Origin of the sequence: Methylobacter svalbardensis, from assembly GCF_037671525.1 — a bacterium.
Taxonomy (GTDB): Bacteria; Pseudomonadota; Gammaproteobacteria; order Methylococcales; family Methylomonadaceae; genus Methylobacter_A; species Methylobacter_A svalbardensis.
Genome location: NZ_JAWPOH010000020.1, coordinates 54,001 through 68,549 on the forward strand (window position 1 = coordinate 54,001; position 14,549 = coordinate 68,549).

At 47.5% G+C, this 14,549-nt stretch carries 12 protein-coding genes and 2 tRNA genes; 11 read left to right on the forward strand and 3 right to left on the reverse strand.

Translation table 11 applies throughout. From position 1 onward, the window contains the following. Positions 1–35: 35 nt before the first annotated feature. The 11 genes from RW114_RS09970 (at position 36) to RW114_RS10020 (ending at position 11,565) form a co-directional block, all read left to right on the forward strand. Positions 36–3,737, forward strand: a complete 3,702-nt coding sequence (locus RW114_RS09970) for a pyridine nucleotide-disulfide oxidoreductase (RefSeq protein WP_340122602.1) — start codon at positions 36–38, stop codon at positions 3,735–3,737. A gap of 97 nt (positions 3,738–3,834) precedes the next feature. Beyond that, positions 3,835–3,911, forward strand: a tRNA-Val gene (locus RW114_RS09975). A gap of 61 nt (positions 3,912–3,972) precedes the next feature. Next, positions 3,973–5,880: a threonine--tRNA ligase gene (gene thrS / locus RW114_RS09980; protein ID WP_340122603.1), complete on the forward strand. Its 1,908-nt coding sequence runs from the start codon at positions 3,973–3,975 to the stop codon at positions 5,878–5,880. Positions 5,881–5,901: 21 nt separating this feature from the next. Continuing rightward, a complete protein-coding gene (infC, locus tag RW114_RS09985; protein ID WP_340122611.1) occupies positions 5,902–6,426 on the forward strand; it encodes a translation initiation factor IF-3 in 525 nt (174 codons plus the stop codon). Positions 6,427–6,573: 147 nt separating this feature from the next. Beyond that, entirely contained in the window at positions 6,574–6,771 is a 198-nt protein-coding gene (gene rpmI / locus RW114_RS09990) for a 50S ribosomal protein L35 (RefSeq protein ID WP_006892999.1), read from the forward strand. Between the two features lie 16 nt (positions 6,772–6,787). After that, positions 6,788–7,150 carry a 50S ribosomal protein L20 gene (gene rplT, locus RW114_RS09995; protein ID WP_292433402.1) on the forward strand — a complete coding sequence of 121 codons (363 nt, stop codon included), beginning with the start codon at positions 6,788–6,790 and terminating at the stop codon, positions 7,148–7,150. A 135-nt stretch (positions 7,151–7,285) separates the two neighbouring features. Continuing rightward, positions 7,286–8,305 (forward strand): phenylalanine--tRNA ligase subunit alpha, encoded by a 1,020-nt coding sequence (pheS, locus tag RW114_RS10000; RefSeq protein WP_422614803.1) that lies wholly within the window; start codon positions 7,286–7,288, stop codon positions 8,303–8,305. Positions 8,306–8,374: 69 nt separating this feature from the next. Then, entirely contained in the window at positions 8,375–10,750 is a 2,376-nt protein-coding gene (gene pheT / locus RW114_RS10005; RefSeq protein ID WP_340122604.1) for a phenylalanine--tRNA ligase subunit beta, read from the forward strand. Positions 10,751–10,752: 2 nt separating this feature from the next. Continuing rightward, on the forward strand, positions 10,753–11,049 hold the full coding sequence (gene ihfA, locus RW114_RS10010; protein ID WP_340122605.1) for an integration host factor subunit alpha: 297 nt from the start codon (positions 10,753–10,755) through the stop codon (positions 11,047–11,049). Beyond that, complete coding sequence (locus RW114_RS10015; RefSeq protein WP_340122606.1) at positions 11,033–11,386, forward strand: MerR family transcriptional regulator; 354 nt, start codon at positions 11,033–11,035, stop codon at positions 11,384–11,386. Before ihfA ends, RW114_RS10015 begins: the two co-directional genes overlap by 17 nt. A 102-nt stretch (positions 11,387–11,488) precedes the next feature. Next, positions 11,489–11,565: transfer RNA gene (locus RW114_RS10020), tRNA-Pro, on the forward strand. A gap of 467 nt (positions 11,566–12,032) precedes the next feature. Here the strand turns inward: RW114_RS10020 and RW114_RS10025 are convergent. The 3 genes from RW114_RS10025 to RW114_RS10035 form a co-directional block, all read right to left on the reverse strand. Further along, positions 12,033–13,040 carry a DnaJ domain-containing protein gene (locus tag RW114_RS10025; RefSeq protein ID WP_340122607.1) on the reverse strand — a complete coding sequence of 336 codons (1,008 nt, stop codon included), beginning with the start codon at positions 13,038–13,040 and terminating at the stop codon, positions 12,033–12,035. Positions 13,041–13,854: 814 nt separating this feature from the next. Then, positions 13,855–14,244, reverse strand: a complete 390-nt coding sequence (locus RW114_RS10030; RefSeq protein ID WP_340122608.1) for a hypothetical protein — start codon at positions 14,242–14,244, stop codon at positions 13,855–13,857. A gap of 24 nt (positions 14,245–14,268) precedes the next feature. Beyond that, positions 14,269–14,442, reverse strand: coding sequence for a hypothetical protein (locus RW114_RS10035; protein ID WP_340122609.1), 174 nt, complete (start codon positions 14,440–14,442; stop codon positions 14,269–14,271). Between the last annotated feature and the right edge of the window lie 107 nt (positions 14,443–14,549).

Genomic DNA, 14,549 nt, shown 5'->3' on the forward strand with positions numbered 1-14,549 from the left:
TATATGAACAATCGAACTAATCAAACACGAGAACTATGGAACAGAACAACCTTATACTTGGCATTCCCGGCTTTAACTACCCCGATTTATACGATTCTGCGCGTCTGCAAGAGCTGCTGGATGTATTTGATGCGTCGGTTGAACGCCATGATTCGCAGCTGCATAATGAATTCAAGGCTTACCGCCAGAGTCAGGGTGTAGGTTTGTCACCTGAAACGGTTTCCGATCTGCTGGTGCGTATGGGGCCTTATGTCGGTCAGTTTGTCGCGAAGATTTTTAATGTTTCCGAACAGCATCAGGCTCAGTCCGCAACCATCAAGGACGAGATCGACAGCATTTTTACCTATAAAAATGAAATAGTCGACAAGCTGGCTTTCACCTTTAAAGGACAGGATGCCAGCGATTGGGCAATTCCTGCGATCCTGAACCGCTTTGATCTGCTGATCGATGCGGGCTTTCCCGAGGCCAATCAGGATGATGATCCCGAACACCGCGTAGCACGAGTCGGCGCGGCTGTCGGATTGCTGTACAGCCATTACAAGCTGATTGCCAAAGGCAAAGACAGCGATTACGAAAATGCCGACTTGGTTGCAGAGACCCTGCGCGCCAAACTCGCCGCACATGAAGAAGCAGCAACCGAATTTAACGACATCCTCAGCCTGCAAGATCCCGCCGAATTTATCAACGGCCTGATAGACATCGTTCAGCGCTGGAGTGTTGTCGCCCAACAAGATAACGATGTGGTTGCGAACTGGCCGAGTTTCAAGCTCCCGCAAAAGCGCGATTTCGACCATTTGGTTGAGCATGAGCTTGTCGATCGCGGCGAATTCAAGGCGTGGATGGGCGAGCAGGAACACCGCCGCCGCCGGGACGGTTTTAAACTGACCGATTTGCGTTATAACCAGCGCCAGGTGCTGTCTGAAGTCAATCACTGCATTTACTGCCACGAGCGCGATACCGATTCCTGCTCCAAAGGCATGCGCAACAAAAAAACCAATACCTTCAAGGTTGATCCATTGGGCGTAACCACTATCGGCTGCCCGCTGGATGAAAAAATATCGGAAATGAACTTGGTCAAACGCCAAGGCGACAATATCGGCGCGCTGGCGATTGTCATTATCGACAATCCGATGTGCCCCGGTACCGGCCACCGTATTTGCAACGAGTGCATGAAAGGTTGTATCTACCAAAAAACCGATCCGGTCGATATTCCGCAAATTGAAACCAATGTACTGACCGACGTATTATTCATGCCTTACGGCTTTGAGATATACAGCTTACTGACCCGCTGGAATCCGCTAAACGTCAAGCGTCCGTATATGCTGCCTTACAACGGCAAAAACGCGCTGGTCGTAGGTTTAGGTCCCGCCGGTTATACGATGAGCCATTATTTATTGAATGAAGGTTTCGGTGTCGCCGGAATCGACGGCTTAAAACTGGAGCCGTTGCCGGTGGCATTGACCGGCGACAGCGACAACCTGCCCGCGCCGATTGAGCATTTCCAAGACCTGTACGAAGATCTGGACCAGCGTACCCTGGCCGGTTTCGGCGGCGTGGCCGAATACGGCATCACCGTGCGCTGGGACAAGAACTTCCTGAAAGTCATTTACCTGACCTTGCAACGACGCGAGGCGTTTCGCGCTTACGGCGGGGTGCGATTTGGCGGCACCATCACTATTGAAGACGCGTGGACTATGGGCTTTGACCATATCTGTATCGCCTCGGGTGCCGGTAAACCGACGGTTATCGACATGAAGAACAACCTGATGCGCGGCATACGCAAAGCCTCGGATTTCTTGATGGCCTTGCAATTGACCGGAGCCGCCAAGGCTTCTTCGCTGGCAAATTTGCAGGTGCGTTTACCGGCAGGCGTTATCGGCGGCGGCTTGACCGCGATGGACACCGCAACCGAATTGATGGCGTATTATCCTGTGCAGGTGGAAAAAACCCTGCACCGTTATGAAACGCTGGTTAACATGTATGGCGAGCAAAGCGTTCGCGGTCGTTACGATCAGGAAGAAACCATCATCCTCGATGAATTCCTGGCGCACGGCAAAGCCATCGTCGCCGAACGCCAACGCGCCGAAGCAGAGGAAGAACTGCCGAATTTTCAACCACTGGTCGAATCGTGGGGCGGCGTCACCCTGTTTTATCGCAAAGGCATTTTCGATGCGCCCGCGTACCGCCAAAATCACGAAGAAATCGTTAAAGCGCTGGAAGAAGGCATCGCCTTGGCCGAAGGCATGAGTCCGCAAAGCGCATTAGCCGATGAATATGGCCATCTGAATGCCGTAGCGTTCGAAAAATTAGTGCCCGAACACGGCCGCTGGATTAGCTCAGGACAGACTGTCAATGTCCCCTTGCGCAGCCTTTACATTGCAGCGGGCACATCGCCGAACACCATTTATCAAAGCGAATATCCAAACACCTTTGTGATGGATAAATGGTTCTTTCAACGCTATCAGCCTGAATGGAGCAACGACTCGGTCGAATTGGTACCGATGAGTGATGACACCATGCCCAAGCTCGGCAAACCCGCGCCGCTGACCTCTTACCAAAAAGACGGCAAATTTATCAGCTTTTACGGCGATAACCACCCCGTTTACGCCGGCAACGTGGTCAAGGCCATGGCCAGCGCCAAAAACGGCTACCCTTACGTGGTCAAACTGTTTGAACAGGAATTGGCACGCTTAAATCCCGCGCAACAGCCGGAACGCGATGCAGCGTTAAAAGCCTTGTTCGCCCAGTTGGACGCGGCCTTTACTGCCACTATCGTTTCGATTAACCGGCTGACGCCGACCATTATAGAAGTTGTCGTCAAGGCACCGCTGCAAGCCGAAAAATTTCAGCCCGGTCAGTTTTATCGCGTACAAAATTTTGAAGCCAATGCGCCGGTTGTAGAAGGTACGGTACTGGCATCAGAAGCGATAGCACTGACAGGCGCCGAAGTCGATAAAGAAAAAGGCACCATCTCCCTGATTGCACTGGAAATGGGCTCGTCCTCGCGTCTCTGCGCGACTTGGAAAGCGGGCGATGCACTGGTAGTCATGGGCGTGACAGGAACGCCGACAGACATTCCTAGCGGCCAAACCGTATTGTTGCTCGGTGGCGGATTGGGCAATGCGGTACTCTTTTCTATCGGTAAAGCCTTAAGAGCCGCCGGCAACAAAGTGATCTACTTTGCCGGCTATAAACACAAACTGGATGTCTTTAAAGTGGAAGATATTGAAGCCGCATCGGATATTATTATCTGGTCCGTGGACAAAGCGCCTGGTATTAAGCCCATTCCAACCACGCGACCTCAAGACAAAACCTTCGTCGGCAATATTCTTGAGGCCATGCTCGCTTATGCCAAATGCGAACTGGGCGACCAGCCTATCTCGCTGTCCCATGTCGATCACCTCATCGTTATCGGCTCAGACCGGATGATGGCCGCGGTGAAAGATGCCCGTTACGATGTTTTGAAACCGTATCTGAACAGGGTTCATCACGCGATCGGCTCCATCAACTCGCCGATGCAGTGCATGATGAAAGGCATTTGCGCCCAGTGTTTATGTAAACATATCGATGCCGATACCGGCAAAGAATACTTTGTGTATTCCTGCTACAACCAGGATCAGGATTTGGATAAGGTTGATTTTCCGAACCTGAGTGCAAGGTTGAGGCAAAATACCGTGCAGGAAAAGCTGTCTAATCTTTGGCTAAGTTATTTATTGGAAAAACAGCAACAGAATTAAAGACCATATCAATGCGCTAGAAGAGCAAATATTGGTTTAACAGTTGCGTAACAAAAATCTGTTGGTATAATAACGAGCTCGAAGTTGCATAAGCTTCAGGCGCGTAGCTCAGTTGGTTAGAGCACCACCTTGACATGGTGGGGGTCGGTGGTTCGAGTCCACTCGTGCCTACCAAACATCTAAAGCACTGCACCGCAGTGCTTTTTTTATTGTAGACACTAATCATAGATAAAAAATGCCGGTAATTACCCTTCCCGATGGCTCCAAGCGAGAGTACGCCCACACTGTAACCGTGATGGATGTTGCGCAGTCTATCGGTTCAGGATTAGCCAAGGCGACCTTGGCAGGCAAGGTTAATGGCGCTCTGGTCGATGCCAGTTCGCTAATCGACCAGGATGCAACGTTGCAACTGATTACCGCAAAGGATGACGACGGCATCACCGTTATTCGCCATTCAACTGCACATCTATTGGCTCAGGCCGTCAAACAGTTATTCCCCTCAGCACAAGTCACTATCGGACCGGTTATCGAAAACGGCTTTTTTTACGATTTTGCTTATGAAAGGCCGTTTACACCAGATGACCTGAGCGCCATTGAAAAAAAGATGGAACAACTGGTTGCTGAAGATCATCCGGTCCATCGTTCGGTGTTATCACGGGATGAGGCGGTCAAGTTCTTCAAAAATCTGGGCGAGACGTATAAGGCCGAGATCATCGAATCCATCCCCGCCAATGAAGATTTATCTTTGTATCAGCAGGGCGGATTTACCGACCTGTGTCGCGGCCCTCATGTACCCAGCACCGGCAAGTTAAAAGCCTTTAAGCTGATGAAGATTGCCGGCGCTTATTGGCGCGGCAATTCCGACAATGAAATGCTGCAACGTATTTACGGTACGGCCTGGAGCGACAAAAAAGAATTACAGGCCTACCTGCATCGTCTGGAAGAAGCGGAAAAACGCGATCACCGCAAGCTGGGGAAAACACTGGATTTGTTTCATTCCCAGGAAGAAGCTCCCGGCATGGTATTCTGGCACGAAAAAGGCTGGGTCATCTATCAACAGGTCGAGCAGTATATCCGCGAGAAATTACGGGTAAACGGTTACGGCGAAGTTAAAACGCCGCAGGTCGTTGATCGTTCTTTATGGGAAAGATCCGGGCACTGGGAAAAATTCGGCGAGATGATTTTTACCACACATTCCGAGAATCGCGATTACGCGATCAAGCCGATGAACTGCCCTTGCCATGTACAGATCTATAATCAGGGCCTTAAAAGCTACCGTGATTTGCCTATACGTCTGGCGGAATTCGGCTCCTGCCATCGCAATGAACCATCCGGCACCTTGCATGGTTTAATGCGGGTCAGAAATTTTGTTCAGGATGATGCGCATATCTTTTGCACCGAAGCCCAGATTCAGGATGAAGTATCGACCTTTATCGATATGCTGTTCGATGTTTACAAAGATTTCGGCTTTGACGAAGTGATCATTAAATTATCGACCCGCCCTGAAAACAGGGTCGGCGACGATTCAGTCTGGGATAAAGCGGAAAACGCTCTGGAACTGGCGCTGAATACCAAAGCATTGAAATGGGATTTACAGCCGGGCGAAGGCGCTTTTTACGGACCTAAAATCGAATTCTCCTTGAAAGACTGCATCGGACGGGTCTGGCAATGCGGCACAATTCAGGTGGATTTCTCGATGCCGGGCCGTCTGGATGCCACCTATATTGCCGAAGACGGATCAAAACAAGTGCCAGTCATGCTGCACAGAGCGATACTCGGCTCCCTTGAGCGCTTTATCGGGATTTTGATCGAGCAACATGCAGGAACTTTCCCGCTATGGCTGTCTCCAGTGCAGGTCGTCATACTTAATATTACCGACCGACATGCCGAATATGCGTCGCAAATTATGCTGGACCTTGAGAAACAAGGTATCCGGGCAAAATTAGACTTGAGAAATGAGAAGATCGGGTTTAAAATCCGCGAGCATTCTATGCAGCGCGTGCCATATCTTGTCATTATCGGTGACAAAGAATTAGAAGAACAAAGCATTACGGTACGCACGCAAAAAGGTGACGACTTAGGTAGCCTGACAATCCATGAATTTACCGGACGGTTAAAACAAGAGATTACAGGTAGACAATGAATGATTTTGGAGGATTAAGATATCGCTGCTAAAAAAGACGAAACGCGCCTGAATGACGCAATCACCGCAAGACGAGTGAGGGTAACAGGTGCAGATGGTGAGGCCTTAGGCATTATCTCATTAGATGAAGCCAAACAGATTGCTTACGCTGCAGACTTGGATTTAGTAGAAATATCGCCGAATGCGGATCCTCCGGTTTGCAAGGTGATGAACTACGGCAAATACCAGTTTGAGTTAAACAAAAAACTGGCCGTTGCCAAGAAGAAACAAAAACAGGTTCAGGTCAAGGAAATCAAATTCCGACCTGGAACCGACGAAGGCGATTACCAAGTAAAAATGAGGAGCCTAACCAAGTTTCTTAGCGACGGCGATAAAACCAAAATCACCTTGCGTTACCGCGGCCGCGAAATGGCGCATCGGGAAATCGGTGTCGATCTGCTGAAACGGATAGAAAAAGACTTGGAAGAGATAGCCATCGTCGAGCAATTCCCTAAAATGGAAGGCCGTCAAATGGTTATGGTTATGGCGCCGAAAAAGAAAAAATAACAGATACTGCATTGCAGCATCTCTACAGCGGCACAGGATGAGCAGCTAAGTATCAGTAAATGATACTGTTAATTCTTCAGGGCCATGCATTTTGCCTTGCTGGGTTACAACTCAGGGATTCATATTTTAATTTATTGGAGCAAACAAATGCCAAAGATCAAAACTAACCGTGGAGCAGCCAAGCGTTTCAGACGCACAGGCAACGGCGGTTTTAAATGTGGTCAGTCCCACAGACGTCATATTCTGACTAAAAAATCGACTAAGAGAAAAAGACAGTTACGCTCGCCGGCAACTATTCATCCGTCAGATGTGCGCATGGCTGCACGTATGATGCCGTACAGTTAATCTAAGGAAATAAATCATGCCTAGAGTTAAACGCGGCGTCACAGCCAGAGCAAGACATAAAAAAGTATTAAAACAAGCGAAAGGTTACTACGGCGCACGAAGCCGGGTTTATCGCGTTGCCAAACAAGCGGTAATCAAAGCCGGTCAATATGCCTATCGCGACCGTAAGCAGAAAAAACGCCAATTCCGCGCTTTGTGGATCGTCCGTATCAATGCGGCGGCCCGTTTAAGCGGAATGTCCTACAGTCGCTTCATCAATGGCTTAACCAAAGCCAATGTGAAGATCGACCGTAAAGTGCTAGCTGATATTGCAGTTCGTGACATTAACGCATTTGCAAAAATTGCGGAAATTGCCAAGGAACATCAAAGCAAGCCTTAAGGAACGATCTGGATTTTAATGAACTGAAATCCGGCTATTCCCCCCTCCCCTTTCTGAGGAGGGGCGGGATTTGGTTTTAAACATTTCCCGATAAATAAAAATTCTCCCACACTCCCAAACACAGCGAGCTAAAACGTGTCCGCTACCCTAGAAGAAATTCTCGCGCAGGCATTACATCAGCTTCGCGACACACAAGACCTTAACCAACTCGATCTGGTTCGCGTTCATTATCTCGGCAAAAAGGGTTTATTTACCCTACAGATGAAAGAACTTGGAGCGCTCGATCCCGAGCAAAGACGCACTGCCGGGCAAGCCATCAACCAAGCCAAAGATCAATTCCAACAACAACTGGAAGCCAAAAAAAATCTGCTGCAAAATGCCGCCTTAGAAGCAAGACTGGCCAGCGAAAGCATAGACGTCACCCTGCCGGGCAGAGGCCAGGCTGTTGCCGGCTTGCATCCGGTGACGACCACATTGCGCCGCATTTCCAAGATTTTTGCCAGCGTCGGCTTTCAAGTCGTTGAAGGACCTGAAATCGAAGATGATTATCATAATTTCGAGGCACTGAATATTCCTGCACATCACCCGGCCAGGGCGATGCACGACACATTTTATTTTGATGCCCACACCGTATTAAGAACCCATACCTCGCCGGTACAAATCCGGATCATGGAATCTGAACAGCCACCGCTGAAAGTGATTGCGCCGGGCCGAGTCTATCGTTGCGATTCAGACATTACCCACACGCCGATGTTCCATCAGGTCGAAGGCTTTCTGGTCGATACCGACGTCAGCTTTGCCGACTTAAAAGGCGTGGTTTACGAATTCCTGCGCGCCTTCTTTGAAAAAGAGATCCAGGTGCGCTTTAGACCGTCCTATTTCCCCTTTACCGAGCCGTCGGCGGAAGTCGATATTGAATGCGTGATGTGCGGCGGCAAAGGCTGCCGCGTATGCAGCCATACCGGCTGGCTGGAAGTGATGGGCTGCGGCATGATCCATCCCGAAGTTTTCAAAGCGGTTAATATCGACAGCGAAATCTATAGCGGCTTTGCGTTTGGCATGGGCGTAGAGCGCCTCGCGATGCTGCGTTACGGCATTAACGATTTAAGATTATTTTTTGAAAACGATCTTAAATTTTTAGAACAATTCAAGTAAACAGGCGCCGCGCCTGCTTCCGGCAGGCTTACGGCATACACACCCATCCCTGGAGATAAAGTTTGAGTTATGCAAATTAGTGAAGCCTGGTTAAGAGAATACGTCAATCCCGCAATAAGCACCGAACAACTGGTCGAACAATTGACCATGGCCGGCCTTGAAGTCGACTCGGTAACACCAGCGGCAGCAGCATTCAGCGGCGTGGTCGTCGGCGAAGTCGTTGCTATGAAAGCTCACCCCGATGCCGATAGATTAAGAGTTTGCCAAGTCGCAGTAGGCGAAACGGAACCGTTGCAAATTGTCTGCGGCGCCAGCAATGTCCGGATCGGCCTAAAAATCCCTGCGGCATTGATCGGTGCAATATTGCCGGGCGATTTTAAAATCAAAAAATCCAAACTCCGTGGCGAAGAATCTTTCGGCATGTTGTGTTCTGAAAAAGAACTGGGCTTAGCCGCCGATGCTAACGGTCTGATGGAACTGGCTGCCGATGCCCCGGTAGGTATCGATATACGCGACTACCTGTCACTGAACGACAGCATCATCGAAGTTGACTTGACCCCTAACCGAGCCGATTGCCTGAGCGTTGAAGGCATAGCGCGCGAAGTGGCGGTGCTCAATAAAATGGACTGGTCGGCCACTCCGGTTGAAATAACCTCCGTCAGCCATACCGACATTTTAAATGTATCAGTAGCAGCTACAGACGCCTGCCCGCGCTATTTGGGCCGACTGATTAAAGGCGTAAATCCTAAAGCCGAAACCCCGTTATGGATGCAGGAACGTCTGCGTCGCTCGGGCGTAAGAAGCTTGAGCGCTGTAGTCGATGTCACCAATTATGTCTTGATCGAATTAGGCCAACCGCTACACGCCTTCGATGCCGCCAAATTAACCGGCAACATTAATGTGCGCTACGCTCAAGCCGATGAAAGCGTTGCCCTGTTAAACGGACAGACCATTAAGCTGGACAACGAAACCCTGGTTATCGCCGACGATAAACAAGCGTTGGCCTTGGCAGGCGTAATGGGCGGCAGCGAATCCGCAGTTAGCGACGAAACGCAGGATGTGTTTCTGGAATGCGCATTTTTCACTCCGCTAAGCATTGCCGGTAAAGCGCGGAACTATGGCCTGCACACCGATTCATCGCACCGCTTTGAACGCGGCGTAGACCCGACTTTACAAGAACGAGCCATAGAGCGCGCCACCCAATTGATTATCGACATTGCTGGCGGCAGCGTCGGCGCAATTACCGAAGTGACAACGGCGGCAACACTGCCGCAACATTCAGCCGTATTGCTCAGAAAATTGCGTTTGGAAAAAACGCTGGGTATTGCTCTTGAAAACGAGCAAGTCGTCGATATTTTTCAACGCTTAGGAATGACCGTACAAACACAGCCGGATGGCTGGTCTGTGACTCCACCAGGATGTCGTTTCGACATCGCTATTGAAGCCGATTTAATCGAGGAAATAGCCCGTATTGTCGGCTATAACAAGCTACCTAACAGCAGTCTGTTAATGCGCTCGGAACTGGGCAAAGCCACCGAAGCGGTGCTGGATCTGGATCGCGTTAAAGATTTACTGGTTGACCGGGGCTATCAGGAAGCGATTACCTATAGTTTTGTCGATGAAGAGATACAACAAGCAGTCGCTCCCGACGATGACGTTATCCGGTTAAAAAACCCGATTTCTGCCGACTTATCGGCGATGCGCACTACCCTTTGGTGCGGTTTGCTGAAGGCCGCCTTACACAATACCAATCGCCAGCAAAACAGGGTTCGTTTTTTTGAAACCGGCCTGCGTTTTGTCAAAAAAGACGACAACATACAGCAGCAAAAAATGCTGTCCGGCCTGGCCTTGGGTAGCGCCTATTCCGAGCAATGGGGCATCGCAACTCGAAAAGTTGATTTTTTCGATGTTAAAGCCGATGTGCAGGCCATGGTTGCATTGACAAATGTAGATGTGCAATTTATCCCAGCTAAGCATCCCGCTTTGCATCCAGGACAAACCGCTGAAATCTTATCACAGCAAGGCGAAAAAATAGGCTGGCTGGGTATGTTGCATCCGACGCTGGAAAAGCAACTGGGTTTTGATACCCAGGTTTTCCTGTTTGAATTGGATCAGGACCTGTTACTGAACAAGCAAATCCCGAAATTCAAGCCGCTATCAAAATATCCCTCAGTATGTCGCGACATAGCCTTGATTGTTAAGGAAGAAATCGCCGTCAGCGAGATAGTCAATTGCATTAAAGGCTGTGCAGAACCCACCTTGCAAGACATAGTGGTCTTTGATATATATCGCGGACAAGGTGTCGAAGAAGGCAGTAAAAGCGTCGCTTTAAGTTTAATCATACAAGATTTTTCACAAACCCTAACAGATTCTGGAATAGATGCTATATTTAGCAGACTGTTAGAAACATTGACCACAAAAATAAGTGCAAAGCTGAGGGATTAACAATGGCATTAACTAAAGCAGATTTTGCCGAAAGGCTATTTGACGAACTTGGCTTAAACAAGCGCGAAGCAAAAGATATGGTCGAAATATTTTTTGAGGAAATTAAAGCTTCCCTGGAACAGGGTGAGCAAGTAAAAATTTCCGGTTTTGGCAAATTTGAACTACGCGACAAAAGCAGTCGTCCTGGTAGAAATCCAAAAACAGGCGAAGAAATCCCCATAACTGCCCGTCGCGTGGTAACATTCAGATCAGGTCAAAAACTAAAAGCCAGAGTGGAAGCGTATGCTGGAGCCGAGTAATAATAATGAGTTGCCAGTCATACCGGCAAAGCGCTATTTCACTATAGGTGAAGTCAGCGAATTATGTGGTGTAAAACCCCATGTGCTACGCTATTGGGAACAAGAGTTTACAGAACTTAGCCCGGTAAAAAGACGCGGAAATCGTCGTTATTATCAACGCCATGATGTGTTAATGATACGGCAAATAAGATCCTTATTATACGAACAAGGCTACACCATTGGCGGTGCCAGAGCTCATTTGAGCAGCGACGATGCCAAAGAAGACTCAACCCTCACCAAACAGTTGATTCATCAAATGGTTAGCGAACTGGAAGAAATTCTGGAGCTGCTAAAATAGATTTATGATTCAATGCGGCAAAATGTAGTACACTAGCCGCATTGAATTATTGGGGATTGTGATCACAATCCTTTCAGCTTTAAATTCTTTATTTCATACTGTCGGGGCGTAGCGCAGCTTGGTAGCGCACTTGTCTGGGGGACAAGGGGTCGTAGGTTCAAATCCTATCGTCCCGACCAATTGAAACAAAGAGTTACGAAATATCGAATTAGTTAAAAAGAGAAATTTCGCGTTATGGGATAACGTATGGGATAACTTTTTCAATGCATTGCCGCTTCTCACGCACTTTAAAACACTCGCAACACTTGCCAGAATTTCAAACATAAAAAAGCCGGAATTAACCGGCCTTGAACTTTAAGGCATTACATTTGCGTACTTAAGGAAAATATTCAAGCCTCACACTCTATGAGATATGCATCAGCTCATCTCTAGTTTTGGTGTAAGGGAGACAGCCGACAGAAACAACTTATTCTGCACCCAACGATTCCAGAAGAGTGTAATCTAATCGATAATGCGCTTAATCAGGTCGTCGCATAAGGCAAAGTCGGTTATTTGATTTACCTCAGATACAGCTTTGAATCTGATTTTATCGCCACCGATCGCAAGCTGGCTATCATCACCATGTTTTAGTCTATTTTTCCGAAGATTAAAAAGCCCGAACAGCACGCACTCTAAACAGAGAGTTCTTTTTTAGATACCCAGGCACACTAAAAAAACCAATACCCCTACACAACGCTTTGTCAGTGTTGCCCACGTCCTCCGTTGAACTCCAATAGTTAGCATTAGCAAAATCACCCACAACGCCCCTTTGTTTGTTTAACAGTTTTAACTCTTTCTCGGTCGGTAGATGCCAATCCTGTCCATGAGCTTCAGCCAATAACTTAGCTTGAACCCAAGTAGCTTTGGTTGTCTCATCTGCTGGATGAGTTGCTAAGCCATGTCTGCCTGAAGCATCGACATGAAAGACAATGCCACCATCAGATAGGATGTCTCCCAACTTGTAACTTAAGCAGTAGTCATTTAGCTTGTATTTTTTAACTAATGTTTCAATAACTTCATTTGCAACAAGGCCGCTTCCTAACACTACAGCAATTCTATTGAGTTCTTTTGCTATATCTCGCTGGCCTTGCCTCAGAAGCCAGCGCGAAAATTCTTGAATATCTTTATTTGTCCCAAAGAATTTCTCAATAAATTCCACCTCAAATTTCTCAGCAATGAATTTTGCTTGATTAAAACGTTTGGTCTCAAGTATTTCAAGTTTAAATGTAAAGGCCAAATCTTGTGACAACATATTAAGGTCTTGATACAAGTCATCTAGTCCTTTTACATGCTCAATGGCAATGTTCCAATCAGCTTCTAATACATCATTTCTTGCATTTGTGAACTCTTTATCTTCTTGCTCTGATTCTGGTTCATATTGATTTTTTCTTGCTGATCGTTCCGCATCATATTTTTTACGTTTATCTGGATCAATCAATACTGCATATGCTTCGTTAATTGCTTTTGATTTCCTTACCGCTTCTTCCTTATTCCCATCGTATCTATCAGGGTGATAAATCATCATTAAAGCCTTATACGCAGCCTTGATTACCGCTAATTCTGCACTATCAATAACACCTAATACCCTGTAGTAATCTTTTTCTGTTGCACTCATTTAGAACAATCCATTTTTTTGTTGGCGTTAAAAGATGGCAATGCGGTTGCTATAACAGTAATCTGAGCAACAGCAACGAGAATGGTTAACAAAGTCAGGGCTAAATCACTCCGTAGAGCTAGCAATATTCCCCTTTTAACAACGGTCTTGTATTTTGGCCTATCGTCCCACGAGTTGATTATAAACTGTGCCGCAGATTTTCGCCCGCCCCAATTGAGACAAACCAGTTCGACAAAATAAGCTTAACCCTACATCACATCAGCGCGGTTGCAAAAGAGTTACTATTGCCATTCTAGGCCATACTGCGCCTATGCTCAGCTGTTACTTTTGAGTTGCTTTTGAATATCCCGTTACTGTTGAATTGGATCGTCTATACTTTAGCCTTTCATGGGGTTGTAAATTTCGTTATAAGTGGCACTGGTGCTGTGTTTAGGGGGTGCAATTTGCTGTACAAAAAATAGCCATAAGCCGCATTGCTGCTGGGTTTTGCTGTACGGTTTGAACTGCCCTAATCTTTACCAGTTTTTGATTGTAAGCCGCGCAGGTAGTAAGCTTCGTTTACCAGTTTTCTTGCTTACAAATTACTCGTAGGCATTGGCGATACTGATTTTCCTTGCTTACTTTTTCTATCATCATGCCGCGCAATGCCATGCCGGTTATGAAGTCATCCGGGCACAATCACCTAAACAACTTCATTGTCTCTTTCTGATCCCGCAACAATGCGGACATTTCGCGCATCAGGGAACGCAAGCCTCCTTTATATGCATTCCGCGCTGATACTGCCTTACCCTCTGCGCTTGTTGCCCCTGTCGGTTTATCCCACGGTTGCCATTGCCTTATTTTTTCCGATTGCTGTGCTCGTTGTTCCGGTGTCCAGTGTCGTGCCGCCATGTTGCGCCTCTAATAGTTCGTTTTTCTGATTTATAATTTCTTCCGTGTGCGTAGCTGGTGCAGGGGTTCCGTTGTTGATCTGTTGATGTCCGTTTGAGATATTGGCTTGCTTGGCAAATATAACCGGTGGGTTCTTGATTGCCGACAGCGTTTCCAGTGTTGACCGGCATTGCCCCTGTGCTTTTAATGCCAGGCGTAAAAATGTTTCATAGTGTTTCATCTGCTCTTGGCAATGCGCCCGACGCGCCAGGTTATGGAACAATCCATCAAGAGTGTGCGCCTGTGCCAATAACATAGCCTCTGAGCGCTTCATATCGCCATCATACACTTTGTCAATTTACGTAAATAATACCTCGACCAGCGCATTTATTTCCGTTCCATCACCTTGCCATTGCTTAATCGTTAATGCCGCCTGTACCGTTGGGCTCGTTAGTAATTGTGCCATCTCCTCATCCGTTTTAGGTTTGATTGCCGCTTTGGTCGTATAGACTTCCAGAAAATTAATTTCCAAAACAGTAAAAAACTCCTTTGAAGATATACTTATTTCTACTGAAAAAACTTAAAGGAGCACTTAAAATCATAACGCTAAGCTTTTCGAATTCAATTGTACAAAAACTG

Bases quoted from the DNA above. Each gene is read 5' to 3' on its own strand.
- pheT (WP_340122604.1), top strand. From the start codon at position 8,375: ATGCAAATTAGTGAAGCCTGGTTAAGAGAATACGTCAATCCCGCAATA.
- rpmI (WP_006892999.1), top strand. From the start codon at position 6,574: ATGCCAAAGATCAAAACTAACCGTGGAGCAGCCAAGCGTTTCAGACGC.
- RW114_RS10015 (WP_340122606.1), top strand. From the start codon at position 11,033: ATGCTGGAGCCGAGTAATAATAATGAGTTGCCAGTCATACCGGCAAAG.
- RW114_RS09970 (WP_340122602.1), top strand. From the start codon at position 36: ATGGAACAGAACAACCTTATACTTGGCATTCCCGGCTTTAACTACCCC.
- RW114_RS10025 (WP_340122607.1), bottom strand. From the start codon at position 13,040: ATGAGTGCAACAGAAAAAGATTACTACAGGGTATTAGGTGTTATTGAT.
- RW114_RS10030 (WP_340122608.1), bottom strand. From the start codon at position 14,244: ATGAAGCGCTCAGAGGCTATGTTATTGGCACAGGCGCACACTCTTGAT.
- ihfA (WP_340122605.1), top strand. From the start codon at position 10,753: ATGGCATTAACTAAAGCAGATTTTGCCGAAAGGCTATTTGACGAACTT.
- thrS (WP_340122603.1), top strand. From the start codon at position 3,973: ATGCCGGTAATTACCCTTCCCGATGGCTCCAAGCGAGAGTACGCCCAC.
- rplT (WP_292433402.1), top strand. From the start codon at position 6,788: ATGCCTAGAGTTAAACGCGGCGTCACAGCCAGAGCAAGACATAAAAAA.